The 23,080-nt window shown below is 72.6% G+C and carries 21 protein-coding genes and 1 riboswitch; of the genes, 17 read left to right on the forward strand and 4 right to left on the reverse strand.

All coding sequences use genetic code 11. The annotated features are described in order from the left end of the window. Nucleotides 1–94 precede the first annotated feature (94 nt). The 6 genes from OGL89_RS08935 to mnhG are packed head-to-tail and all read left to right on the forward strand — an operon-like array spanning nucleotide 95 to nucleotide 6,770. Complete coding sequence (locus OGL89_RS08935; RefSeq protein ID WP_263119624.1) at nucleotides 95–3,211, forward strand: Na+/H+ antiporter subunit A; 3,117 nt, start codon at nucleotides 95–97, stop codon at nucleotides 3,209–3,211. Next, nucleotides 3,208–3,732 carry a Na(+)/H(+) antiporter subunit C gene (locus OGL89_RS08940; protein ID WP_263119627.1) on the forward strand — a complete coding sequence of 175 codons (525 nt, stop codon included), beginning with the start codon at nucleotides 3,208–3,210 and terminating at the stop codon, nucleotides 3,730–3,732. The genes OGL89_RS08935 and OGL89_RS08940 overlap by 4 nt, the downstream gene beginning before the upstream one ends. Continuing rightward, nucleotides 3,729–5,378, forward strand: coding sequence for a Na+/H+ antiporter subunit D (locus tag OGL89_RS08945; protein ID WP_263119629.1), 1,650 nt, complete (start codon nucleotides 3,729–3,731; stop codon nucleotides 5,376–5,378). Before OGL89_RS08940 ends, OGL89_RS08945 begins: the two co-directional genes overlap by 4 nt. After that, the gene (locus OGL89_RS08950; RefSeq protein ID WP_263119632.1) at nucleotides 5,375–5,947 is read left to right on the forward strand and encodes a Na+/H+ antiporter subunit E; all 573 of its coding nucleotides are present in this window, start codon (nucleotides 5,375–5,377) and stop codon (nucleotides 5,945–5,947) included. Before OGL89_RS08945 ends, OGL89_RS08950 begins: the two co-directional genes overlap by 4 nt. After that, the gene (locus OGL89_RS08955) at nucleotides 5,944–6,348 is read left to right on the forward strand and encodes a monovalent cation/H+ antiporter complex subunit F (protein ID WP_263119633.1); all 405 of its coding nucleotides are present in this window, start codon (nucleotides 5,944–5,946) and stop codon (nucleotides 6,346–6,348) included. The genes OGL89_RS08950 and OGL89_RS08955 overlap by 4 nt, the downstream gene beginning before the upstream one ends. Continuing rightward, the gene (mnhG, locus tag OGL89_RS08960) at nucleotides 6,348–6,770 is read left to right on the forward strand and encodes a monovalent cation/H(+) antiporter subunit G (protein ID WP_263119635.1); all 423 of its coding nucleotides are present in this window, start codon (nucleotides 6,348–6,350) and stop codon (nucleotides 6,768–6,770) included. The genes OGL89_RS08955 and mnhG overlap by 1 nt, the downstream gene beginning before the upstream one ends. A 158-nt stretch (nucleotides 6,771–6,928) precedes the next feature. Here mnhG and OGL89_RS08965 read toward each other — a convergent pair whose 3' ends face one another. Continuing rightward, a complete protein-coding gene (locus OGL89_RS08965) occupies nucleotides 6,929–7,237 on the reverse strand; it encodes a DUF4235 domain-containing protein (RefSeq protein WP_263119637.1) in 309 nt (102 codons plus the stop codon). A gap of 91 nt (nucleotides 7,238–7,328) precedes the next feature. Further along, nucleotides 7,329–7,457, forward strand: a riboswitch (TPP riboswitch). 55 nt (nucleotides 7,458–7,512) lie between these two features. Here OGL89_RS08965 and OGL89_RS08970 point away from each other — a divergent pair. The 6 genes from OGL89_RS08970 (at nucleotide 7,513) to OGL89_RS08995 (ending at nucleotide 14,204) form a co-directional block, all read left to right on the forward strand. After that, on the forward strand, nucleotides 7,513–8,562 hold the full coding sequence (locus tag OGL89_RS08970) for a thiamine ABC transporter substrate-binding protein (RefSeq protein ID WP_263119638.1): 1,050 nt from the start codon (nucleotides 7,513–7,515) through the stop codon (nucleotides 8,560–8,562). Nucleotides 8,563–8,704: 142 nt separating this feature from the next. Next, nucleotides 8,705–10,351, forward strand: a complete 1,647-nt coding sequence (locus tag OGL89_RS08975; RefSeq protein WP_263119665.1) for an iron ABC transporter permease — start codon at nucleotides 8,705–8,707, stop codon at nucleotides 10,349–10,351. Beyond that, the gene (locus tag OGL89_RS08980; RefSeq protein ID WP_263119640.1) at nucleotides 10,348–11,364 is read left to right on the forward strand and encodes an ABC transporter ATP-binding protein; all 1,017 of its coding nucleotides are present in this window, start codon (nucleotides 10,348–10,350) and stop codon (nucleotides 11,362–11,364) included. Before OGL89_RS08975 ends, OGL89_RS08980 begins: the two co-directional genes overlap by 4 nt. A 57-nt stretch (nucleotides 11,365–11,421) precedes the next feature. Continuing rightward, the gene (locus OGL89_RS08985) at nucleotides 11,422–12,045 is read left to right on the forward strand and encodes a YgjV family protein (RefSeq protein ID WP_263119642.1); all 624 of its coding nucleotides are present in this window, start codon (nucleotides 11,422–11,424) and stop codon (nucleotides 12,043–12,045) included. A gap of 101 nt (nucleotides 12,046–12,146) precedes the next feature. Beyond that, a complete protein-coding gene (locus OGL89_RS08990; RefSeq protein ID WP_263119644.1) occupies nucleotides 12,147–13,421 on the forward strand; it encodes an Nramp family divalent metal transporter in 1,275 nt (424 codons plus the stop codon). Between the two features lie 15 nt (nucleotides 13,422–13,436). Beyond that, nucleotides 13,437–14,204: an SseB family protein gene (locus tag OGL89_RS08995; RefSeq protein WP_263119646.1), complete on the forward strand. Its 768-nt coding sequence runs from the start codon at nucleotides 13,437–13,439 to the stop codon at nucleotides 14,202–14,204. Here the strand turns inward: OGL89_RS08995 and OGL89_RS09000 are convergent. From OGL89_RS09000 to OGL89_RS09010, 3 genes are read right to left on the reverse strand one after another with little or no spacing between them, the layout of a single operon-like run. Next, nucleotides 14,201–15,004, reverse strand: a complete 804-nt coding sequence (locus OGL89_RS09000; protein ID WP_263119648.1) for an ABC transporter ATP-binding protein — start codon at nucleotides 15,002–15,004, stop codon at nucleotides 14,201–14,203. The genes OGL89_RS08995 and OGL89_RS09000 overlap by 4 nt on opposite strands. Then, nucleotides 14,998–15,972 (reverse strand): iron chelate uptake ABC transporter family permease subunit, encoded by a 975-nt coding sequence (locus OGL89_RS09005; protein ID WP_263119649.1) that lies wholly within the window; start codon nucleotides 15,970–15,972, stop codon nucleotides 14,998–15,000. Before OGL89_RS09005 ends, OGL89_RS09000 begins: the two co-directional genes overlap by 7 nt. Then, nucleotides 15,969–17,006, reverse strand: a complete 1,038-nt coding sequence (locus OGL89_RS09010) for an iron chelate uptake ABC transporter family permease subunit (protein ID WP_263119651.1) — start codon at nucleotides 17,004–17,006, stop codon at nucleotides 15,969–15,971. Before OGL89_RS09010 ends, OGL89_RS09005 begins: the two co-directional genes overlap by 4 nt. Before the next feature lie 105 nt (nucleotides 17,007–17,111). On the opposite strand from OGL89_RS09010, the gene OGL89_RS09015 reads away from it, so the two are divergent. The 5 genes from OGL89_RS09015 (at nucleotide 17,112) to OGL89_RS09035 (ending at nucleotide 22,616) form a co-directional block, all read left to right on the forward strand. Then, on the forward strand, nucleotides 17,112–18,125 hold the full coding sequence (locus tag OGL89_RS09015) for an iron-siderophore ABC transporter substrate-binding protein (protein ID WP_263119654.1): 1,014 nt from the start codon (nucleotides 17,112–17,114) through the stop codon (nucleotides 18,123–18,125). Nucleotides 18,126–18,380: 255 nt separating this feature from the next. Next, nucleotides 18,381–19,064, forward strand: a complete 684-nt coding sequence (locus tag OGL89_RS09020; protein ID WP_263119656.1) for a TetR/AcrR family transcriptional regulator — start codon at nucleotides 18,381–18,383, stop codon at nucleotides 19,062–19,064. An 88-nt stretch (nucleotides 19,065–19,152) separates the two neighbouring features. Further along, the gene (locus tag OGL89_RS09025) at nucleotides 19,153–21,426 is read left to right on the forward strand and encodes an excinuclease ABC subunit UvrA (RefSeq protein ID WP_263119658.1); all 2,274 of its coding nucleotides are present in this window, start codon (nucleotides 19,153–19,155) and stop codon (nucleotides 21,424–21,426) included. Nucleotides 21,427–21,454: 28 nt separating this feature from the next. Beyond that, nucleotides 21,455–22,033: a sugar O-acetyltransferase gene (locus OGL89_RS09030; protein ID WP_263119659.1), complete on the forward strand. Its 579-nt coding sequence runs from the start codon at nucleotides 21,455–21,457 to the stop codon at nucleotides 22,031–22,033. Nucleotide 22,034: 1 nt separating this feature from the next. Then, nucleotides 22,035–22,616: a TetR family transcriptional regulator gene (locus OGL89_RS09035; RefSeq protein ID WP_263119660.1), complete on the forward strand. Its 582-nt coding sequence runs from the start codon at nucleotides 22,035–22,037 to the stop codon at nucleotides 22,614–22,616. The last annotated feature ends 464 nt before the right edge of the window (nucleotides 22,617–23,080 follow it).

Genomic DNA, 23,080 nt, shown 5'->3' on the forward strand with positions numbered 1-23,080 from the left:
TGTGTTGTGCTCGTGGCTGACGTCTGCGAGGGCGCCGCCGATCCGGCGATGCGACCATCGACCTCAGCCGCCCACGACCGGACGGAGCGGACGTTTGCTGCAACTCCTCACGCTGCACCTCGTCGCCGCCCTGGCCGCCCCTGCCCTCGTGGCGTGGATCGGCCGCAAGGCGTTCTGGGTGCTGGCGCTCGCCCCCGCCGCGGTGACGGTGTGGGCGCTCAGCATGACCGGCGCGGTGCTGGACGGCCACGGCCCGACCCAGACCGTCGCCTGGATCCCGGCACTCGGCCTCGACCTGAGCTTCCGGATGGACACCCTCAGCTGGCTGATGAGCCTGCTGGTCGGCGGCGTCGGTGCCGTCGTGCTGGTGTACTGCTCGGCCTACTTCAAGGAGAACGCCTCCGGGCTCGGCCGGTTCAGCGGGGTGCTGACCGCCTTCGCCGGGGCGATGTTCGGCCTGGTCACCGCGGACAACACCCTGCTGCTGTTCGTGTTCTGGGAGCTGACCACGGTCTTCTCCTACCTGCTGATCGGCCACTACCACGAGCGCAAGGCCTCCCGCCGGGCCGCCATGCAGGCGATCGTCGTCACCACCGCCGGCGGCCTCGCCATGCTGGTCGGCCTCATCTTCATCGGGGAGTCCGCGGGCACCTACAGCCTGTCCGAGACCCTCGCGGACCCGCCGCACTCCGCCCTGGTCACCGCCGGGGTGGTCTGCCTGCTGATCGGCGCCGCGACCAAGTCCGCGCTGATCCCGACCCACTTCTGGCTGCCCGCGGCGATGGCCGCGCCGACCCCGACCAGCGCCTACCTGCACGCCGCGGCGATGGTGAAGGCCGGGGTCTACCTGGTCGCCCGGTTCGCCCCGGCGTACTCGGAGCTGACCGTCTGGCGCTGGTTCGTCGTGGTGCTCGGCCTGGGCACGCTGCTGCTCGGTGGCTACCGCGCGCTGCGCCAGCACGACCTCAAGCTGGTGCTGGCCTTCGGCACCGTGAGCCAGCTCGGCCTGATCGTCCTGCTGGTCGGCTACGGCACCCGGGCCACCGCGCTCGCCGGTCTGGCCATGCTGGGCGCGCACGCGATGTTCAAGGCGGCGCTGTTCCTGGTGGTCGGCGTGGTCGACGCCGCCACCGGCACCCGTGACCTGCGCCGGCTGTCCGGGGTCGGCCGCGCGCTGCCGCTGACCGCGGTCGCCGGGGGACTGGCCACCGCGTCGATGATGGGGCTGCCGCCGTTCGCCGGGTACGTGGCGAAGGAGGCAGCGCTGGAGGCGCTGGCGCACGAGGGCGACCCGATGGGGCTGGTCGTCCTGATCGGCGTCGCGGTCGGCTCCGCGCTGACGGTCGCCTACGGTCTGCGGCTCTGGTGGGGCGCCTTCGCGACCAAGCCGGTGCTGTCCGCCGCGAAGATCCGGATGATCACCGCCACCGAGGCGCACCTGCCCACCCCCGAGGTCGAGGACCCCAAGGATCTGCTGGAGGAGCCCGCACCGATCGGCCGGCCGTCCCGGGTGCTGGTCTGGCCCGCCATGCTGCTGGCCGTGCTCGGGGTGGCCGTGGCCCTGGTGCCGCACTTCGGCGAGGAGCTGCTGGCCCCGCACGCGGACAGCTACCCGGTCGGCGACGCCGGTCACCTGACCCTGTGGGGCGGCCTCACCCTGCCGTTGGCGATCACCGTCGCGGTGCTCGGGGTCGGCGCGCTGCTGTTCTGGGCGCGCGGCCCGGTCGAGCAGTTCCAGGCCGCGATGCCCCGGGTGCCGGAGGCGGACCGGATGTACCGCCGGCTGATGCGACGGCTCGACGACCTCGCGGCCGACGTCACCGCGCAGACCCAGCGCGGCTCGCTGCCGCTGTACCTCGGCTCGATCCTGGTGGTCTTCGTGCTCGGCGTCGGCATCCCGATGCTGAAGCTGACCTCGCTGCCGACGGACACCGTGCGCTGGGACGAGCCCGCGCAGCTGGTGTTCGGCCTGTTCATCGCGGTGGCCGCGATCCTGGTCGCCCGGGCCCGCCGCCGCCTCAAGGCCGTGATCCTGCTCGGGGTCGCGGGCTACGGCGTCGCCGCGCTGTTCCTGCTGCAGGGCGCGCCGGACCTGGCGCTGACCCAGGTGCTCACCGAGACGCTGACCCTGGTGGTCTTCGTGCTGGTGATGCGCCGGCTCCCGCCGTACTTCTCCGACCGGCCGCGGACCAGCTCGCGCTGGGTGCGGCTGGCGATCGGCCTGGCCGCGGGGCTGACCGTCGGCGGTCTCGCGCTGGTGGTGCCGGGCGTCCGGGTGCACACCCCGGTGTCGGTCGACTTCGCCGCGGAGGCCTACGAGTTCGGCGGCGGCAAGAACATCGTCAACGTGACCCTGGTGGACATCCGCGCCTGGGACACCATGGGCGAGATCTCGGTGCTGTTGGTCGCGGCCACCGGTGTCGCGTCGCTGGTCTTCCTCCGTCGCCGGGCCGGGGCGATCTACCGGGCGGGCGAGGCGCCGGAGGGTCGTCAGGTCTGGACCGGCTCCGGATCGACCGACCCGCAGAGCGCGGTGCGCAAGTTGCCGATCTCGGACAGCCGCCGCGCCGCCTACCAGCCGCGCGAGTGGCTGCGCTCGGCGCGGACCCTGGCACCCCAGCGTCGCTCGGTGGTGTTCGAGGTCGTGGTCCGGCTGCTGTTCCACACCATGATCGTGTACTCGCTGTTCCTGCTGTTCTCCGGGCACAACAACCCCGGTGGCGGATTCGCCGCGGGTCTGGTCACCGGGATCGCGCTGATCGTGCGCTACCTGGCGGGCGGCCGTTACGAGCTCGGTGAGGCCGCCCCGGTGCAGCCGGGTCTGCTGCTCGGCTCGGGCCTGTTCCTGTCCGCGGGTGTCGGCCTGGTCGCGCTGCTGGCCGGCGGATCGGTGCTGCAGTCCTGGATCATCGACCTGCATCTGCCGCTGATCGGCGACATCCACCTGGTGACCTCGCTGTTCTTCGACATCGGGGTGTACCTGGTCGTGGTCGGGCTGGTGCTGGACATCCTGCGCAGCCTCGGCGCCGAGCTCGACCGCCAGGCGGAGGCCGCCGGCCAGGGCTACGACCTGCCGGTGGGCGGCGACGCCGAGCCCGGGGAGCCGATCTCCGACCCGTTCACCGCGATCCGGGCCGCCGCCCGGCGTGGTGCCGGACGACCGCACGGACCGGACGATCCCGGCTCGATCGGGGAGAGGGGTGACGCATGATCGACATGAGCCCGAACCTGGTGCTGATCGGCGTCATCGTCGTCCTGGTCACCGCGGGGGTCTACCTGCTGCTGGAGCGCTCGCTCACCCGGGTGCTGATCGGCGTGATCCTGCTCGGCAACGCCGCGAACCTGCTGTTCCTGATCGCCGGGGGCCGGGCCGGACGGCCGCCGATCGTCGGGGACGCCCCGGTCGACCAGCAGGCCGACCCGCTGCCCCAGGCCATGGTGCTGACCGCGATCGTCATCACCCTCGCCACCACGGCGTTCGTCCTGGCGATGGCCTACCGGTCCTGGCAGCTGCACCGCCACGACGAGGTCCAGGACGACATCGAGGACCGTCGTATCGCCCGGCTGGCCGCCCGCGACCAGCGCGCCACCGACGACGCGGACACCGAGGACACGATCGACACCCTGGACGAACAGGCGGCCGAGACCCGCGACGAGACCGATGACGGGGAGGACGCCCTGCCGTCGACGCCCGACCCCCTGCACCCGACCGACGAGGAGGACCGCGCGTGAGCGAGTTCTCCTGGCTGGTCCCGCTGCCGGTCGTCGTCCCGCTGTTCGGCGCCGGACTGGCGCTGGCGCTGTACCGACGTCCCCGGCTCCAGCGGATCATCTCCGTGGTGGCGCTCAGCGTGGTGCTGGTGGTCGCGGCGGTGCTGCTGGTCGCCGCGGACTCCGGGCCCGTGGTGGTCGACATCGGCAACTGGGCGGCCCCGGTGGGCATCGACCTGGTCGCCGACCGGCTGAGCGCGCTGATGCTGACCGTCTCCGCCGCGGTGACGCTCTGCGTCCAGCTGTACTCGCTGGCCCAGGGTGAGGCCGACGGGGACGAGGCCGCCCCGGTGTCGATCTACCACCCGACGTACCTGATCCTGACCGCGGGCGTGGCCAACGCGTTCCTGTCCGGCGACCTGTTCAACATCTACGTCGGCTTCGAGATCCTGCTGTTCGCGTCCTACGTGCTGCTGACCATGGGCGGCACCGGCGAGCGGATCCGGGCCGGCAGCGTGTACGTGGTCGTCGCGCTGCTGTCCTCCGTGCTGTTCCTGATCGCGATCGCGATGATCTACGCCGCGACCGGCACGGTGAACCTGGCCCAGCTGGCCGAGCGCCTGCCGGAGATCGACTCCGGGGTGCGGCTGCTGCTGCAGATCCTGCTGCTGCTGGCCTTCGGGATCAAGGCGGCGATCTTCCCGCTGTCCGCCTGGCTCCCGGACTCCTACCCGACCGCCCCAGCACCGGTCACCGCGGTGTTCGCCGGACTGCTGACGAAGGTCGGCGTCTACGCGATCATCCGCACCCAGACCCTGCTCTTCCCGGACGGCCGGCTGAACACCGTCCTGATGTGGGCGGCGCTGGCGACCATGGTGGTCGGCATCCTGGGCGCGGTGGCGCAGGACGACATCAAGCGCATGCTGTCGTTCACGCTGGTCAGCCACATCGGCTACATGATCTTCGGCATCGCGCTCGGCACCCAGACCGGCTGGTCCGCGGCGATCTACTACGTCGCGCACCACATCACGGTGCAGACCACGCTGTTCCTGGTCACCGGCCTGATCGAACGTCGCGGCGGCAGCACGTCGCTGGACGAGCTCGGCGGTCTGGCCAAGGCCGCGCCGTTGCTGGCCGTGCTGTTCTTCATCCCCGCCATGAACCTGGCCGGGATCCCGCCGCTGTCCGGGTTCCTGGGCAAGGTCGGTCTGATGCAGGCCGGCACCCAGCTCGGCACCTCGCTGGCGATCACCCTGGTGGTCGGGGGTGTGCTCACCTCGCTCCTGACGCTGTACGCGTTGATCAAGGCCTGGAACAAGGCGTTCTGGCAGACCCCGCCCGCGCCGCTGCCGGACACCACCCTGCCCCGGGGCATGGTCGGGTCGGCCGGCGCGCTGGTGGTCTTCGGCCTGGCGCTGACGGTGTTCGCCGGGCCGCTGTACGGCTACGCCGACCGGGCCGCCGACGCGCTGACCGGCCGGGAGTACGTCGAGGCGGTCCTGCCCGACGGGCAGCGCGGCGAGGGCGACTCCGCCGAGGTCGCGCGGCAGGCCGAGGGCTCGGACACCGAACTGCTGACCGACCCGACCAGCGCGCCGACCGGCGCCCCGAGCGTCGAGCCCGCGACCGGAGCGTCCGTGTCCTCGTCCCCGGAGGTGACGCCATGAGCCACAAGCCGAAGCCGAGCCTGCTGCGCCAATGGCCGACCGTTCTCTGGCTGATGGTGGTCTGGGTGCTGCTCTGGGGCTCCCTGAGCTGGGGCAACGTGATCGCCGGACTGATCGTCGCGGTGGCTGTCACCGGTCTGCTGCGGATGACCCCGGTCGACTTCCACGGCCGGGTGCACCCCTGGGGCGTGGTCGTGCTGGTGACCCGGTTCGTCTACGACCTGTTCAAGGCGTCGATCGAGGTGTCCTGGGTGGCCCTGCGCCCCCGGCACACCCCGCACGGCGCGGTGATCGGCGTCCAGCTGCGGTCGCACTCCGACCTGTACCTGACCATCACCGCCGAGCTGTGCTCCCTGGTGCCCGGCTCCCTGGTGGTCGAGGCGCACCGGCTGACCGGCAAGCTGTTCCTGCACGTGCTGGACGTCGAGCAGGTCGGGGGGATCGAGGCGGCCCGCACGGTCGTCCTGGACCAGGAGGAACGGGTGCTGCGCGCCCTCGCCTCCGACGCCGAGCTGCGCGAGGCCGGACTGGAGCCGCACCGTCGTCGCCGTGAGGAGGTGGCCGCATGACCGTCGTCGCGATCATCACCGGCGTGCTGCTGGCCGCGGCCGGCGCGATGGCCCTGATCCGCGCGGAGAAGGGCCCGTCCATGCTGGACCGGACCATCGCGCTGGACATCGTGGTGAGCGTCCTGGTCGCCGCGGTCGCGCTCTACGCCGCCGTCGACCGTCGTTCCGACGTGGTGCCGATCCTGGTGGTGCTCTCCCTGGTCGGGTTCATCGGCTCGGTCACCATCTCCCGGTTCGCCTCCGTGGAGCCGGAGGGCGAGGGACGGGTCCGGACCCGGGAGGAGATCGCCGCCGAGGAGGCCGAGCGGATCAAGGCCGAGGAGGAGGCCGAGTCCGAGCGTCGGGCCCGGCGCGCCAAGGACGCCGAACACACCGCCAAGGACACCGGGGAGGGGCACTGATGAACTGGGACGCCATCGCGGACGTCGCCTCCGCGGTCTGCCTGCTCGGCGGTGCGGCGCTGGCCTTCGCCGCCGGGGTCGGTGTGCTGCGGTTCCCGGACCTGCTGTCCCGGATGCACGCGGGCACCAAGCCGCAGGTGCTCGGCCTGGTGCTGGTCCTCGTCGGTCTGTCGTTGCGGTTGCGGGACGGCTCGGCGGTGTGGGCTCTGGTCCTGGTCGCCCTGTTCCAGATGCTCACCGCGCCGGTCGCCGCCCACCTGGTCGGTCGCGCGGGCTACCGCACCGGCAAGGTCCGCGACGACCTGCTCGTGGTCGACGAGCTCACCGAGGCCCAGGACCGGGCCGTCCGAGCCGCTGAGGAGGCCGCCGTCCAGGCCGAGACCGCCAACGACGGCGCCGACCCCAAGCCCAACACCAAGTAGCCCGTCCCGCGGACCGGGCATCGCGTCGGCGAGGTCGGCAGTCCGCACCGGAACAGGTCCGGCGGGCTGCCGACCTCGGCGCGGGCTGCCGACCTGGGGGCGGGTTGCCGACGTCGCCGCGGGTTGCCGTTCCCGGGGCGGGCCGTCGATCCGGAGGTTCAGTCCCGTCCGGGCAGGTGCCGCCCGTCGTTCACGCGCTTGCTGAAGTGCGCGGTGCCACGGGTGGCCAGGACGCGGGCGAGCGAGACGACCGCACCGGTGATGGCGGCCGCGGCGACCACCTCGGCCAGGCGGCTGTCGCCCGGGTCCTCGGGCTGCGGCGGCTTGTGCCCGGCGGCCTTCTGCCAGATCGCGCCGAGCGCCTTCTGCGCCGCCCAGGCGACCGCTCCGGCCACGATCAGACCGGTGACCTTGGCCAGGGTGGACTCGCTGGTCGCGTCGTTGGCGGACTCTGTCTCATCGGACACGGTGCGGACCTCCACGGTTGCTGGGATGTGCGGGTGCCCACGCTAGTCGGACCGACGTCCTGGCGCAGGTCGCCCACGGTGTACTCTCGGCGGCGAACGACAGGGGAGCGCCCCGGGACCGGTTCCGACCGACCCGACCGGCGCTGAGAGTGCGGACGGACCGCAGACCCTCACACCTGATCCGGTTAGCACCGGCGTAGGGAGTCGAGAATTCTCTCCCCGTCCTGGCACACCCGTGTCCGGACGGCCCCCTCGGTACTCATCGAGGAGGAAGCATGCGCAAGACCCTGGGGCTCGGCCTGGCCGCCCTGGTGCTGACCGGGTGCTCGGTCACCGGCGGCTCGACCCCGTCGGCGAGCGAGTCGGCCGGCACCGTCACCCTGGTCACCCACGACTCGTTCCACCTGAGCGACGGACTGCTGGCCGACTTCGAGCAGCAGACCGGGCTGACCGTGAAGCAGGTGGCCCCCGGCGACGGCGGCGTCCTGGTGAACCAGCTGATCCTGACCAAGGACAGCCCGCTCGGCGACGTGGTCTTCGGGATCGACAACAGCTTCGCGACCCGCGCGATCGACGCCGGGGTGCTCGCGCCCTACACCTCGCAGGTCCCGGCAGCCGAGGACGCCGCGCAGTACGCCCCGGACGACTCCGGATCGCTGACCGCGGTGGACTTCGGCGATGTGTGCCTCAACGTGGACACCACCTGGTTCGCGGACCACGGCGTCGCGGAGCCGACCACCCTGGACGACCTGACCCGGCCGGAGTACCGGGACCTGACCGTGGTGACGAACGCCGCGACCAGCTCGCCCGGACTGTCCTTCCTGCTCGCGACGATCGGCGCCAAGGGCGAGGACGGCTGGCAGGCGTACTGGACCGCGCTGAAGGACAACGGCCTCAAGGTCGCCGAGGGCTGGTCGGACGCGTACTACTCCGACTTCTCCGGTGGTGGCGGTGGGGGCTCCCGGCCGATCGCGCTGTCCTACGCGTCCTCCCCGCCGGAGACCGTGACCGACGAGGCCGCAGGCCCGACCACGGCCGCGATGCTCGGCACCTGCTTCCGCCAGGTCGAGTACGCCGGGGTGATCGAGGGCGCCGCGAACCCGGAGGGCGCCCAGCAGCTGATCGACTTCCTGTTGTCCGACGCGGTCCAGGAGGACATCCCGGGGTCGATGTACATGTACCCGGTCTCCTCCACCGCGGCGCTGCCCGACGCCTGGGCGCAGTGGGCCCCGCTCTCCGACGACCCGTGGACGGTCGACCCGGCCGAGATCTCCGAGCACCGCGACGAGTGGGTCCGCGACTGGACGGATCTCGTCGTCGGATGACCCCGTGACCTCCGCGCCGTCACCCTCCGACCGCCCCGCGCCCGCGCTCTCCGACCGCCCCGCGCCCGCGTCGCCGAGTGCGGAGAACCTGTCGCCCGAATCGCCCGTTCAGCGACACGTTCCTCGCACTCGGCATTCGGCGCTGGCGGGTTCGGGGTGGGCGTGGCTGTGGTGGACCCTGGCGGCGGCGGTCCCCGTGCTGTTCCTGGCCGTGTTCTTCGCCTGGCCGGTCCTGTCCCTGGTCGGGCGCGGCTTCTGGGACGACGGCCCGGACCTGTCCGGGTTCGCGGAGGTCTTCGGTCGTCCGCGCACCTGGCGGATCATCGGCCTGACCCTGGCGCAGGGGGCTGCGGGGACCGTGGTCTCGGTGCTGCTCGGGGTCCCGGGCGCGTACCTGCTCTACCGGTGCCGGTTCCGTGGCCAGGGTGTGCTGCGCGCCTTCGTCACGGTCCCGTTCGTGCTGCCGACCGTGGTGGTGGGGGTGGCGTTCCGGGCCCTGCTGCGGGAGAACGGCCCGCTCGGTTTCCTCGGGCTGGACGGCACCTTCACCGCGATCGTCGCCGCGCTGGTGTTCTTCAACTACGCCGTGGTGGTCCGGACCGTCGGTGGTCTGTGGTCCCGGCTCGACCCCCGGCCCGAGCAGGCGGCCCGGTCGCTCGGGGCGTCCCCGGCGCGCGCCTTCCGGACCGTCACCCTGCCCGCCCTGACCCCGGCGATCGTGTCGGCGGCGTCACTGGTGTTCCTGTTCTGCGCCACCGCCTTCGGCACCGTGCTGGTGCTGGGCGGGCTGCGGTTCGGCACCGTCGAGACCGAGATCTGGATCCAGACCACCCAGTTCCTGGACCTGCGTGCCGCCGCGGTGCTGTCCGTGGTGCAGGTGGTCGTCGTGGTCGGGGCGCTGACGGTCGCCGCCCGGGCCCGGAGCCGGCGGGAACGCGCGCTGGCGCTGATCGACGCCCCGACCCCGCCCGGCCGGCCGCACCCGCTGCCCACCGCGATCACCGCGATCACCCTGGTGCTGCTCGCCCTGCCGTTGATCGCCCTGGTCGCCGGCTCGCTCCGGGTCGGTGACGGCTGGGGCCTCGACCACTACCGGGCGTTGGCCACCACCGGCGGCGACTCGGCGCTGACCGTGACCGTCTGGCAGGCGTTGTCCAACTCCCTGCGGGTGGCGGTGGACGCCACCCTGCTCGCGGTGCTCGTCGGCGGGCTGGTCGCGCTGGTGGTCTCGCGTCGACCCCGGCAGCCGGTGCTGCGGCGGACGGTCGCGGGGCTGGACGGGGTGTTCATGCTCCCGCTCGGCGTGTCCGCGGTGACGGTCGGCTTCGGCTTCCTGCTCGTGATGGGCCACCCGTTCGGGATCGCGACCGACCTGCGGACCAGCGGGATCCTGGTGCCGATCGCGCAGGCCGTGGTCGCGGTGCCCCTGGTCGTCCGCACCGTGCTGCCGGTGCTGCGGGCCATCGACCCCCGGCTGCGCGAGGCGGCGGCGACCCTCGGTGCCGGCTCCGGCCGGGTGCTGGCGACGATCGACCTGCCGGTGGTGGCCCGGTCGCTCGGGCTGGCGGTGGGCTTCGCGTTCGCGGTGTCGTTGGGGGAGTTCGGCGCGACCAGCTTCCTGGCACGGCCGGACCGTCCGACCCTGCCGGTGGTGATCTTCCGGTTGATCGGGCTCCCCGGCGCGGACCGGTACGGGATGGCCCTCGCGGCCAGTGTGGTGCTCGCGGTGCTCACCGCGGGGGTGATGGCGCTGGCGGAACGGCTGCGCGGATTCGGAGGGGAACTGTGACGCACGAGGGTCTGCAGGTCACCGGCCTGGTGGTTCGCTACCCGGGGGTGACCGCCGTCGACGGGGTCGACCTGGGGATCGAGGTCGGCCGGGTGCTCGCGCTGCTCGGGCCCTCGGGCTGCGGCAAGTCCTCCCTGCTGCGCGCGGTCGCCGGCCTGGAGCCGGTCGCGGCCGGATCGATCGCCTGGCGTGGCCGGGACCTCTCCGGGGTGCCGACCCACCGGCGCGGGTTCGGTCTGGTGTTCCAGGACGGCCAGCTGTTCGGCCACCGCACGGTCGCGGGGAATGTGGCCTACGGCCTGCGGGGCGACTCCGACCGCACGGCCCGGGTGGCGGAGCTGCTCGATCTGGTCGGCCTGCCCGGCTATCAGGACCGCCCGGTGGGCACGCTGTCCGGCGGCGAACGCCAGCGGGTCGCCCTGGCGCGCTCGCTGGCCCCGCGTCCGCGTCTCCTGCTGCTGGACGAGCCGCTGTCCGCCCTGGACCGCGCCCTCCGCGAGCGACTCGCCGACGACCTGCGGTCCGCGCTGGTCGCCACCGGCACCACCGCGCTGTTCGTGACCCACGACCAGGACGAGGCCGCGACCGTCGCCGACCGGGTGGCCGTGATGTCCGCGGGCCGACTGGTGCAGACCGGCAGGCCGGAGGAGCTGTGGGCCGCGCCGGTCGACACCACGGTGGCCCGGTTCCTGGGCTACCGCACCGCACTGCCCGGTCCGGACGGTGCACGAGTGGTGGCGGAGGGCGGCTGGGCGGTGGACGACGGCCCCGCGCCGCGTTCCGACCAGTCACGTTCCGGCGACCGGGTGGCCGCCACCGTCACCGGCCGCCGTACCCGTCGCGGCCGGCCCGAGGTGGTCGCCGACCTGGACCCGCGCTCCGGGGCGACCGGCCTGGGCGGTGACCCGCTCGCCCCGGTGGCGGCGCGACCCGGGCCCGACCGGATGCCCCGGCCGGGGGAGCGGGTGTGGCTGCGGATCGACCCGCACGCGTCGGCGGTGCTGGCCGCCTAGCCCGATCGAGTGCCCGCGGCCGTCGCGCCGGCCGCGGGACCGCTAGCGTCTGGCGCCATGCCGTTGCTGGAGATCATCGGGTGGACCGGATCCGTCCTCGTCGTCGTGTCGCTGATGCAGGCCCGGGTGCTCCGGTTCCGGGTGCTCAACCTGGTCGGGTCGCTGATCGCCACCGGGTACAACCTGTGGGCCGACATCTGGCCTTTCGCCGCCATGAACGGCGTGATCGCGATCATCGACCTCTACTGGATCTGGCGACTGCTGCGCGAACGCCACGACGCGGACGCCTACCAGGTGATCGAGGTCGGGCCCTCCGAGGCGTACCTGCGGCACGTGACCGGCGTGCACGCCGAGGACATCGCCCGGTTCTACCCGAACTTCGCCGGTGAGGCGGACGGCACCTGGGCCTACCTGGTGCTGCGCGGGGACGAGACGGTCGGCGTCGTGGTGCTCCGGGACGCCGGGGACGGGGTGGGCGAGGTGCTGCTCGACTACGTGACGCCCCGGTTCCGTGACTTCGCGCCCGGCGAGTTCGTCTACCGCCGCAGCGGTGCGCTGTCCGCGACCGGCCTGCGCGAGCTGACAGTGGTCCCGCGGCACAGCGATGTCGACCCCTATCTGAGCCGGGTGGGCTTCCGTCGTGACCCGGACGGCACCTGGCGCCGCCCGGTCGCGCGCTGATCCCGCTGCGCCCGGTGGCCGGCTCGGTGTCGGCCCGCACGGAATGCGAGCGATCGCCGAGCCGTTACTGTAAGTTCGGAGATCCGAACACAGGAGGTGCGGTGGCCCGCAACACGCCCCCGGCCGTCCGGGCCGGGAACCCCGTCACGGCCCCTGCCGCCCCCACGTCCCGGCCGCGGCTGCTCGCGCTGTTCGGGCCCGCCTTCGTCGCGGCGATCGCCTACGTGGACCCGGGCAACGTCGCCGCCAACCTCACCGCGGGTGCCCGGTACGGCTACCTGCTGCTGTGGGTCCTGGTCGCCGCCAACGCGATGGCCGTCCTGATCCAGTACCAGTCCGCCAAACTCGGCGTCGTCACCGGCGACTCCCTGCCCGGCGTCCTCGGCAGCCGGATGCGCCGTGGTCCGCGCCTGGCGTTCTGGGCCCAGGCCGAGGTGGTCGCCGCCGCCACCGATCTGGCGGAGGTGGTGGGCGGTGCGATCGCGCTGCACCTGCTGTTCGGCCTGCCGCTGGTCTGGGGCGGCGCGATCGTCGGCGTGGTGTCGATGCTGCTGCTCGCCACCCAGGACCGCTACGGCCAGCGCCGGTTCGAGGCCGTGGTCACCGCCCTGCTGCTGGTGATCGTGATCGGCTTCCTCTGTGGCCTGGTGGTCGGCCCGCCGGACCCGGACGAGATGCTGTCCGGGCTGGTCCCGCGGTTCGCCGGCACGGACTCGGTGGTGCTGGCCGCCTCCATGCTGGGCGCCACCGTCATGCCGCACGCGATCTACGTGCACTCCGCGCTGACCCGGGACCGGTTCGGCCGTACCGGTGACGCCGCGACCCGGCACCGCCTGCTGCGCGCCAGCCGGTGGGATGTGGTCACGGCCCTGGTGGTCGCGGGTGCGGTGAACATCGGCCTGCTGCTGGTCGCCGCGGCCAATCTGCGGGGCGTCGCCGGCACCGACAGCATCGAGGGCGCGCACGCCGCGATCACCGGGGCGCTCGGCGGCGGGGTCGGGCTGGTGTTCGCTATCGGCCTGCTGGCCTCCGGTCTGGCGTCCACCTCGGTCGGCTGCTACGCCGGCGCCGCCGTGATGGAGGGGCTGATCCACCGCCGGATCCCGTTGCTCGCCCGTCGCGCGATCACGCTGGCACCCGCCCTGCTGCTGCTCGGCCTGGGCGCCGACCCGACCTGGACCCTGGTGATCAGCCAGGTGGTGCTGAGCTTCGGCATCCCGTTCGCGGCCATTCCCCTGGTGCGGCTCAACGCCGACCGGCGACTGATGGGCGAGCACGTCAACGGCCGTGGCCTGCAGGCCGTCCTGATCCTGGTCGTCGCGCTGGTCGTGGTCCTGAACCTCGTACTCCTCGTGCTGCTCGGCTCCGGCGCCTAGCCCTACCCTGACGGCATGTCCTGGCTGAACCGTCGACCGACGCCCGCCGGGCCCCGGCCCGGGGTCCGCAACGACCGGCTCCGCGACGCGCTCGCCACCTGGGCGGGACACAAGGACGGGCGGACCTTCGCCGACGTGCTGCGCCGGGCCGTGACCGGAGAGCTCCTGCTCGACATCACCGATTCGAACCTCGCCGACCCGGGCCGCGGACTCCAGCCCGGCGACACCCTGGCGATCTCGTCCATCGTCGACAACGCCGGCCGGTCGCTGCTCACCGCCTTCACCGTCCAGGACGAGCTCGACCGGATGCGTGGTGTCCCCGGCATCTCACTGGTCCAGCCCGCCGCCGCCGTCCTGGCCCAGGCGCTCCGCGATCACGAGGGCATCGCGATCGACGGCCGCTCCGACGGGATGGTCATCGCCTATGCCGAGGAGATCCGCCAGCACCTCACCCCGGACCCGGAGGCGGTCGCCCCGCTCGGCACCGCGACCGCCACCCGTTCGCTGCCCTTCCCGGCGTACGTCGAGGCGCTCGCGGAGGGCCCGCTGTTCGTCCCGGAGACCGACGCCACCTCCACCGATCCCGAGGGCCGACCGCACGTGGTGGTGGGCACCTCCCCGGCCGAGATCTGGGCCTGGCGACCGGGCGGCGGCGTGCGCGGCGCCAGCCTGGCCGAGATCGCCGACGCCGTGCTGCGTGCGGGGTACGCCGGGATCGTGGTGAATCCGGCCCAGCCGGCGGCCGTCGTGCGTGCCGAGGTGCTCCGGGGCGCGGTGCGCTAGTCCTCGAGCGTGTGCGCCGCTCCGCGGGGGATGACCATCGGCGTCCCGGCCAGCGGGTCCGGCACCACCAGGCAGGGCAGTCCGAACACCCGCTCGACCAGTTCCGCGGTCACCACCTCGGACGGCCGCCCCTGAGCGACCACCGCCCCGTCCTTCATCACCACCAGGTGCGTGGCGTAACGGGCCGCGTGGTTCAGGTCGTGCAGCACGGCCACCAGCGTCCCGCCGTCGTGGTGCAACCGGGCGAACAGATCCATCAGCTCGATCTGGTGCGCGATGTCCAGGAAGGTCGTCGGCTCGTCCAGCAACAGGATGCCGGTCTCCTGGGCCAGTGCCATCGCCACCCAGACCCGCTGTCGCTGCCCGCCGGACAGCTCGTCCACGGGCACCGCGGCGAGCTCCGCGACGTGGGTGGCCGCCATCGCGTCCGCGACCGCGCGCCGGTCGGCGTCGGTCTGCTGGCGGAACAGGTTCTGGTGCGGGTAGCGGCCGCGGGCGACCAGATCGGACACCGTGATGCCCTCCGGCGCCAGCGCGGTCTGCGGGAGGAGTCCGACCCGCCTGGCGACCTCCTTGGTGGCCATCCGGTGGATCGACTGCCCGTCCAGCACCACCTCTCCGGCGGACGGTCGCAGCAGCCGGGCCAGCGACCGCAGCAGGGTCGACTTCCCGCACGCGTTCGGCCCGACGATCACCGTGAAGGAGTCGTCCGGGATGGTCAGGCTCAGGTCGGTCGACACGGTGCGCCGCTCGTAGCCCAGGGTCACACCGTCGGCCCGCAGCCGGTCCTCGTTCACCATCGACGCCGCGCCTCCTGCACGATCAGGGCCAGCAGGTACACCCCGCCGAGCACCACGGTCACCACACCCACCGGCACCGCGGTGGGCAGCACATGTTGCGCGATCACGTCCGCGCCCAGCAGCACGAGTCCACCGGTCAGCGCCGAGGCGCCCAGCGGGAGCCCCGGCGATCCGGTCAGTCGGCGCGCGATCTGCGGCGCGGAGAGCGCCACGAAGGCGATCGGACCGGCGGTCGCCGTCACGGTGGCGATCAGGGCGACCCCCAGCACCACCACCAGCAGCCGGGTCGATTCCACCCGGAGCCCGTGCGCCCCCGCCGCGTCGTCGCCGAGCTCCAGCTGCCGCAGCGGACCACTGCTCGCCCAGACCAGGGGCGTCAGCACGGCCAGCACCACGAAGGCCGGCACCGCCTGCGACCAGCCGGTCAGCGAGATCGAGCCCGCCCCCCAGATGGAGGCGGCCATCGCGACCTCGGTCTTCGCGCGCAGGAGCAGCCACACGTTGACCCCGTGCAGCATCCCGGTCACCCCGATGCCGACCACGATCAGCCGGAAGCCCTGCACCCCGTTCCGGTAGGCCAGCAGGTAGACCACCAGCGCGGTTCCCAGCCCGGCGATCAGCGCACCGGCCGACACCCCGAGCGTCCCGGTGCCGAACACCGTGGTCACCAGCAGCACCCCGGTGTACGACCCGGTCGAGAACCCGATCACGTCCGGCGACCCGAGCGGATTCCGGGTCAGCGACTGGAACAGCGCCCCCGACACGCCGAGCGCCGCGCCGAACACCAGCGCCACCAGCACCCGGGGCAGCCGCCACTCGGTCACGATCGTGCTCGCGAACCCCTGATCGCCGACCAGCGCCCGGACCACCTCCGGCACGCTCAGCGGGTAGTCGCCCAGACCGAGCGCGACGACGGCGAGCAGCAGGGCCGCCACCAGGAGCGCGAGGGTGGCGACGCGCGCCCTCACAGCCCGCTCGCCTTCCGCCGGCGGACCAGCGCGATCAGGACCGGCGCCCCGACGAACGCGGTCACGACGCCGACCGGCAGCTCGCCCGGCCACAGCAGCACCCGCGCTGCCACGTCGGCCAGCAGCACCAGCACCGGTCCGGCCAGGGCGGACAGGCCGAGGATCCAGCGTTGGTCCGGTCCGACCAGCCAGCGCACGATGTGCGGCACCATCAGCCCGACCAGCGTGATCGGCCCGGCCATCGCGGTCGCGCCGCCGGCCAGCAGGGTGATCGCGACGATCGACAGCACCCGGGTCCGGGCCACCGAGGCGCCCAGCGCCGTCGCCAGATCCTCCCCGAGGCCGAGGGTGTTCAGCGCCCCCGCGACCACCGCGGCCAGCACCAGTCCGAGCGCCAGGAACGGCAGCACCGGCACGACCACCGACCAGCCGCGCGACTGGAAAGACCCGGACTCCCAGGTCAGCAGCACCGCGAACCGCTCCTGGTCCGCCAGTCGCAGGGCGCCGACGATGCCGGTCAGCACCGCGCTGATCGCCACCCCCGCCAGGGTCAGCTGCACCGGGCTGGCGTTCGACCGCCCGGCGGACCCGATCAGGTACACCGCCAGGGTGGCCACCAGTGCTCCCGCGAACGCGAACCAGACGTAGCCGTTCGGCCGGGTGATGCCGAACACCACGACGCCCATCGCCACCGCGAACGCCGCACCGCTGGTCACACCGAGCAGGCCGGGGTCGGCGAGCGGGTTGCGGGTCAGCGCCTGCATCAGCCCGCCCGCGACGGCCAGCCCGGCCCCGACCAGGACGCCGAGCACCGTCCGCGGCAGCCGGAGTCCGACCACCGCGGCGTGGTCGGCCGCGGGGACGTCCCCGCCGGTCAGGGCGTGCCACACCGTTCCGGGGTCCACCGGCCGGGAGCCGACGGCGAGGCTCGCGCCCACCGCGACGACCGCCAGGGCGGCCAGCAGGATCAACGCGGCGACGCGCCGGCCGGGCGAGGACGTGGTGGCACGCTCCTGCGCATCGGCCGCCGTCACCCGGGGTTCCCGCTCGTCATGAGGCTAGGCTAACCTTCCCAGGCACTCGCCCGATGATGACGCTGTTCGCTGACGACTCCGGGCGCCCTCCACGAAAGGCCTCTCATGAAGTCCATGCGTGTCGCCGCCGGTCTGGCCGCGGTCGCCGTCCTGGCGCTGAGCGCCTGCTCCAGCACCGACGACTCCTCCGGCTCGGGGGAGGGTACCGCCACCGGCACCACGAGCAGCGACTCCGGCGAGGGGACCTTCCCGGCCACCGTCGACACCAAGTTCGGTGAGATCACGGTCGAGTCCCGCCCGGAGCGGATCGTGGCGCTCGGCTGGGGCGACGCGGAGACCGCGCTGTCCCTGGGCTACCAGCCGGTCGGCGCCTCCGACTGGCTCGGCTTCGGCGGTGACGGCGTCGGGCCCTGGGCCGAGGGCGAGTACACCGAGTCCCCGGAGATCATCGACACCCTCGAGCCCTCCTACGAGGCGATCGCCGCGCTGGAGCCGGATCTGATCCTGGACGTGAAGTCCTCGGGTGACCAGGACCGGTACGACCGGCTGTCCGAGATCGCCCCGACCGTGGGCGTCCCCGAGGGCGGCGACTCCTACCTGACGACCGGCCAGCAGCAGTTGGAGCTGATCTCCGCCGCGCTGGGCGTCCCGGAGAAGGGCGCCGAGCTGGAGGCTCAGCTCGACGATGCCTTCGCGACCGTGCGCGAGGAGCACCCGGACTGGGACGGCAAGACCATCGCCGCCGCCACTCGCACCTCCGAGGGCTGGGGGGCGTACATCGAGGGCGGCGACCGCGTCGACTTCCTGGAGAACCTGGGCTTCGTGCAGTCCCCGGCCATCGCCGAGCTGCCGGTGTCGTCCTCCGGCTTCAGCGTGGACATCTCGTCGGAGCAGCTCGACGTGCTGGACGCGGACCTGATCGTCGCGTTCCCGATCTACATCGACACCGCCGAGATCACCGGTGACCCGCAGTGGCAGGCCATCCCGGCCGTGGCCGACGGTCGCTCGGTGGTGATCGACGGTGACATCTCCTCCGCGTACTCGCTGGGCACCATCGGTGCCCAGCTCTACGCCCTGGACAATCTGGTCCCGCTGATCGAGGCTGCCCTCGGCAGCTGAGGAGGCTCCTCGCAGCCCCCGGCCACCGTGTGGCCGGGGGCTGCGACGTTCCCACGCGGGCGTGAGGTCAGGTGTCGTCGCGCGCTCTCTCACGGTATCGAGAGTCTGACTCCAAGAAGGCAAGCGGTCTCGCCACCTGCGCTCACCTGGGGCTTCTGTAGCGGGACTCCCTCAATCTCGATCCTCGCGTCGAGCGGATTCTGTCTCCGGGTCGACTGGTCGTCGATGATCATGTAGTCGGACTACGATGATCCTGTGAGTTCACCCGCTGACCTGGGACTGGGTGCCGACGGCCCCGGGGATCTCGTGATCGAGAACCTCCCCGACGGCCGTACCCGCCGCACGGCCTACACCCGGCGGGCGATCGGTCGTGCCGCCGCACCGCTGTTCCGCCGGCTCGGCGTCGAGGGCACCGCGATCACGGCGGTCGCCGCCTCCGCCGAGGTCGGCGTCCAGACCGTCTACTACCACTACCCGACCAAGGCGGCGCTGCTGGTGGGGGCCTTGGACCATGCCGTGGACGGCGTCGACCGCCGCACCCGCCACACGCCGCTGGTCGATCGCAGCTGGGCGCGCGGCGCCCGGGCGGAGACCGACCTGCAGCGCCGGCTGTTCCTGCACGTCCGGGGGTGCGCCGAGCTGCTCGCCGCCGGTGCGGACCTCACCCAGCTGCTGCGCGCGCACGCGGCCGGCGATCCGGCGCTCACCGAGGTCGTCGACCGCGAGGACGCCCGGCACCGCGCGCTGCACCGGGCCCTGGTCGACTCGCTCGGTCGCGACCTGTCCCACCTGACGACCGCCGACCAGGCGACCGACGTCCTCCAGTTCGTCCTCGGCCCGGAGTCGTGGCAGTCCCTCGTCGCCCGGTCCGACTGGAGCCGACTGGCCTGGGCCCGGTGGGCACACCGCACCCTGATCGGGGAGCTGCTCGGGGCGTGACCCGCGCGCTTGTGTGGGCGCACTGTGCGACCCTCGGTCCCAGCCGCTTCCGTGCCGAGCCCCACCCATCCCGCCGAGGAGCAGTCGCGTGTCCGAGTCGATCGTCATCCGCGGTGCCCGAGAGAACAATCTGCAGGACGTCGACCTCGACGTCCCCAAGCGCAGACTGACCGTCTTCACCGGGGTCTCCGGCTCCGGCAAGTCCTCCCTCGCCTTCGACACGATCGCCGCGGAGTCCCAGCGTCTGCTGAACGAGACCCACAGCGCCTTCGTGCAGAACTTCCTGCCCGCGTCCGCTCAGCCGGAGGCCGACTCGATCACCGGTCTGACCGCGTCGATCGTGGTGGACCAGGAGCCGATGGGCGGCAACATCCGGTCCACCGTCGGCACCGCCACCGACGCCTACACCATGCTGCGCCGGATCTGGGCCCGTGCCGCCGACCCCGCCCTCGGCACCCCCACCGCGTTCTCGTTCAACGACCCGCGCGGCTGGTGCCCGGCCTGCGAGGGCGCAGGCAGTGTGGCCGCCATCGACGAGGACGCCCTGGTGCGGCCGCACCTCAGCCTGAACGACGGCGCGATCGACTTCCCGAACTACCAGGTCGGCGGCTGGTACTGGCGGGCGTTCGCCGACACCGGCTGGTTCCCGGTCGACGTCCCGACCCGGGAATTCACCCCCGAGCAGCGCACCCTCCTGCTGTACGGCCCCGAGCACGCCGGGGGTGCGCGGTCGAAGCCGGTCAAGGTCGACATCGGCGGCGTGCAGATGTCCTACGAGGGCCTGGTCCCCAAACTCCGCCGGTCCGCCCTGAGCAAGAACCTCGACCAGCTCCAGCCGCACGTGCGCGCGGCCGTCGAGCGGATCTCCACCCGGGGCACCTGCGCGGAGTGCCGGGGAGCCCGGGTCAACGCCGCCGCGCGGAGCGCCCGGCTGGCGGGGAAGTCCATCGCCGACTGCGCGGCCCTGCAGGTCAGCGAACTGGCCGGCTGGATCCGCGGGGTCGACGCGCCCTCGGTGCGTCCTCTGCTCGACGGGCTCGCCGACCGGCTGGACGACCTGGTGCGGATCGGACTCGGCTACCTCAGCCTCGCGCGGGAGAGCACCAGCCTGTCCGGCGGCGAGTCCCAGCGGGTCCGGATGGTCCGGCACCTCGGTTCCGCCCTCACCGACATCACCTATGTCTTCGACGAGCCCAGCACCGGTCTGCACCCGCACGACGTGCATCGGATGAACGAGCTGCTCCGCGCCCTGTGCGCCAAGGGCAACACCGTGCTGGTCGTCGAGCACAAGCCCGAGGTGATCGCCATCGCCGACGAGGTGGTCGACGTCGGCCCCGGTGCGGGCGGTGCGGGCGGCCGGATCGTCTACCAGGGCGATGTCGCGGGGCTGCGTGCCTCGGGCACGCTCACGGGCGAGCACCTGAACCGGCATCAGCCGCTCAAGACCGATCCGCGCACCCCTACCGGCAGCCTCTCGATCACCGGTGCGACCCGGCACAACCTGCGCGATGTCGACGTCGACATCCCGACCGGGGTCCTGGTCGCGGTCACCGGGGTCGCCGGCTCGGGCAAGAGCTCCCTGATCCGGGGAGTGCTGCCGCAGCAGCACCCGGAGGCGGTGATCGTCGACCAGGCCACCACCCGCGGGTCCCGACGGTCGAACGCCGCGACGTACACCGGCATGCTCGACCACATCCGCAAGGCCTTCGCCAAGGCCAACGGGGTCAAGCCCGCCCTGTTCAGCGCGAACTCGGAGGGGGCCTGTCCCGCCTGCGGCGGTCTCGGCGTCATCTACACCGAGCTCGGCACCTTCGAGTCGGTCAAGACCCCGTGCGAGACCTGCGGGGGCCGGCGCTTCACCCAGGAAGTGCTCGACCTGACCCTGCGTGGCCGTTCCATCGCCGACGTGCTGGAGATGCCGGTGGTCGAGGCCCGGGCCTTCTTCACCGAGAAACCGGTCGCCACCATGCTGACCTCGCTCGACGACGTCGGGATCGGCTACCTCACCCTCGGCCAGCCGCTCTCCACCCTGTCCGGTGGCGAACGTCAGCGCCTCAAGCTCGCCATCGAGCTGGGTGCGCCCGCCGACCTCTACGTCCTGGACGAGCCGACCTCCGGACTGCACATGGCGGACGTCGATCGCCTGATCGCCCTGCTCGACCGCTTCGTGGACGCGGGCTCGACCGTCCTCGTCATCGAGCACAACCTCGACGTGATCTCCCGCGCCGACCACGTGATCGACCTCGGCCCCGGCGCGGGCGTCGACGGCGGGCGGATCGTGTTCGCGGGACCGCCCGCCGCCCTGGTCCGCTCGACCGAGTCGCTCACCGGTGCGGCTCTGGCCGAACGGCATCGGATCTGAGACGCCGGGCGTGTGTACGCTCGTACACATGACCGACCACTTCGCGGACGACCCGCGGTCGAACCGGGAACGCATGCTGGCGGGCGAGCTGTACATCGCCGACGACCCGCAGAGCGCCGCCGTCGCACAGCGCGCCGTGCGACTGCTGGAGGAGTACCGGCTCCAGGTGATCGCCGACGACCCGGCCGCGCGGGACACCCTGCGCTCGGTGCTCGGCACCCTCGGCGAGGACGCCCACATCAAGCCCCCGCTGTCGGTCGACTACGGCAAGCACCTGCACGTCGGCGCCCGCACCTTCGTGAACGTCAACCTGACCGCGCTCGACGTGGCCCCGATCCGCATCGGTGAGGACTGCCAGATCGGCCCGAACGTCCAGTTGCTCACCCCGACCCATCCGATCGATCCGGAGCCCCGCCGGGACAAGCTGGAGGCCGCCCGGCCGATCACCATCGGGGACAACGTCTGGCTCGGCGGCGGAGTGATCGTCTGCCCGGGGGTGACGATCGGGGAGAACGCGGTGATCGGCGCCGGTGCGGTCGTCACACGGGACATCCCGCCGAACGTCGTGGCGGTCGGGAACCCGGCCCGCGTGGTCCGGGAGATCTGACATGGCGCCCGCCGTCCGGCGCCACGACCCGCACCGTCGCTCCCGGATCGTCGACGCCTGCCTCGACGTGATCGCCGCGCACGGTGTGGCCGGCACCAGCCACCGCAGGGTCGCGGCCGCCGCCGACGTCCCGCTCGGCTCGATGACCTATCACTTCGACGGCCTCGACGACCTGTTGCTGGTCGCCTTCGCCCGGTTCGCCGAGCAGCAGAGCGCCCGCTTCGACGCGCACCTGACGGCCGGGACCCCGGTGCAGGACGCCGTGGTCGCCCTGATCCGGGACAACCTCACCGACCAACGGGACCTGATCCTCACCCAGGAGCTCTACACGCTGGCCGCCCGCGAACCGTCGTTCCGGGTGCTGACCAACGCCTGGATGGCCCGCAGCCGGGCGACCCTCGAACGGCACCTCGACCCGTCGACCGCACGGATGCTGGACGCGGTGATCGAAGGCGTCACCCTGCACCGTGCCCTCGACACCGAGGAACCGGACCCCGGAGTGGTCGAGGAGGCCGTCCGGCGGATCCTCGTCGCGGACCCGGTGCCGCCGGCGCCGGCTGCGGGGCCTGCGCCGCGGGCGTGACGCCGGCAGCGCGTTGACCTGCACCGACAGGCGCCACCACGCGTGACCGGCGGGCGATTTGACCACGGTCGGCCGGTCGCGTAACTTTCTCCGAGTCGCCCGCCAGGGAGGAACGGACACCGAGAATCGATCGGTGGCTGGTCCCCGCGGGTGGTCACCCCCTCGGTATGAGACCTCTCGGGAGCTTCGGTTCCTGGGGATGGCGCTGCCGGGGTGGATTCGCTGGTGGGGAGGGTCCGTACGGACTTGACCGGCTGGGGCGGGTCCGCTAAGTTTGAACGGTTGCCTCCGGTCAGGTGCTCGCAAGAGCGGTGAGGGATGCGCGTCTGTTCTTTGAGAACTCAACAGTGTGCCTAAGTAGTTGATGCCAAATGGCTCGGCTTCTTGGATCTGGCCTCGTGATGGGGTCGGTGAAGGGGGTTGAAGCTTTTGGTTGCCAGGCGGTCCGACCCCGTTGGATCGAT

The sequence above is a fragment of the Cellulomonas sp. RIT-PI-Y genome (assembly GCF_025642745.1).
In the GTDB taxonomy this organism is placed as follows: domain Bacteria; phylum Actinomycetota; class Actinomycetes; order Actinomycetales; family Cellulomonadaceae; genus Cellulomonas.

Bases quoted from the DNA above. Each gene is read 5' to 3' on its own strand.
- OGL89_RS08950 (WP_263119632.1), top strand. From the start codon at position 5,375: ATGAGCCACAAGCCGAAGCCGAGCCTGCTGCGCCAATGGCCGACCGTT.
- OGL89_RS08995 (WP_263119646.1), top strand. From the start codon at position 13,437: ATGTCCTGGCTGAACCGTCGACCGACGCCCGCCGGGCCCCGGCCCGGG.
- OGL89_RS08970 (WP_263119638.1), top strand. From the start codon at position 7,513: ATGCGCAAGACCCTGGGGCTCGGCCTGGCCGCCCTGGTGCTGACCGGG.
- OGL89_RS09000 (WP_263119648.1), bottom strand. From the start codon at position 15,004: ATGGTGAACGAGGACCGGCTGCGGGCCGACGGTGTGACCCTGGGCTAC.
- OGL89_RS09030 (WP_263119659.1), top strand. From the start codon at position 21,455: ATGACCGACCACTTCGCGGACGACCCGCGGTCGAACCGGGAACGCATG.
- OGL89_RS08955 (WP_263119633.1), top strand. From the start codon at position 5,944: ATGACCGTCGTCGCGATCATCACCGGCGTGCTGCTGGCCGCGGCCGGC.
- OGL89_RS08940 (WP_263119627.1), top strand. From the start codon at position 3,208: ATGATCGACATGAGCCCGAACCTGGTGCTGATCGGCGTCATCGTCGTC.
- OGL89_RS09015 (WP_263119654.1), top strand. From the start codon at position 17,112: ATGAAGTCCATGCGTGTCGCCGCCGGTCTGGCCGCGGTCGCCGTCCTG.
- OGL89_RS08985 (WP_263119642.1), top strand. From the start codon at position 11,422: ATGCCGTTGCTGGAGATCATCGGGTGGACCGGATCCGTCCTCGTCGTC.
- mnhG (WP_263119635.1), top strand. From the start codon at position 6,348: ATGAACTGGGACGCCATCGCGGACGTCGCCTCCGCGGTCTGCCTGCTC.
- OGL89_RS09035 (WP_263119660.1), top strand. From the start codon at position 22,035: ATGGCGCCCGCCGTCCGGCGCCACGACCCGCACCGTCGCTCCCGGATC.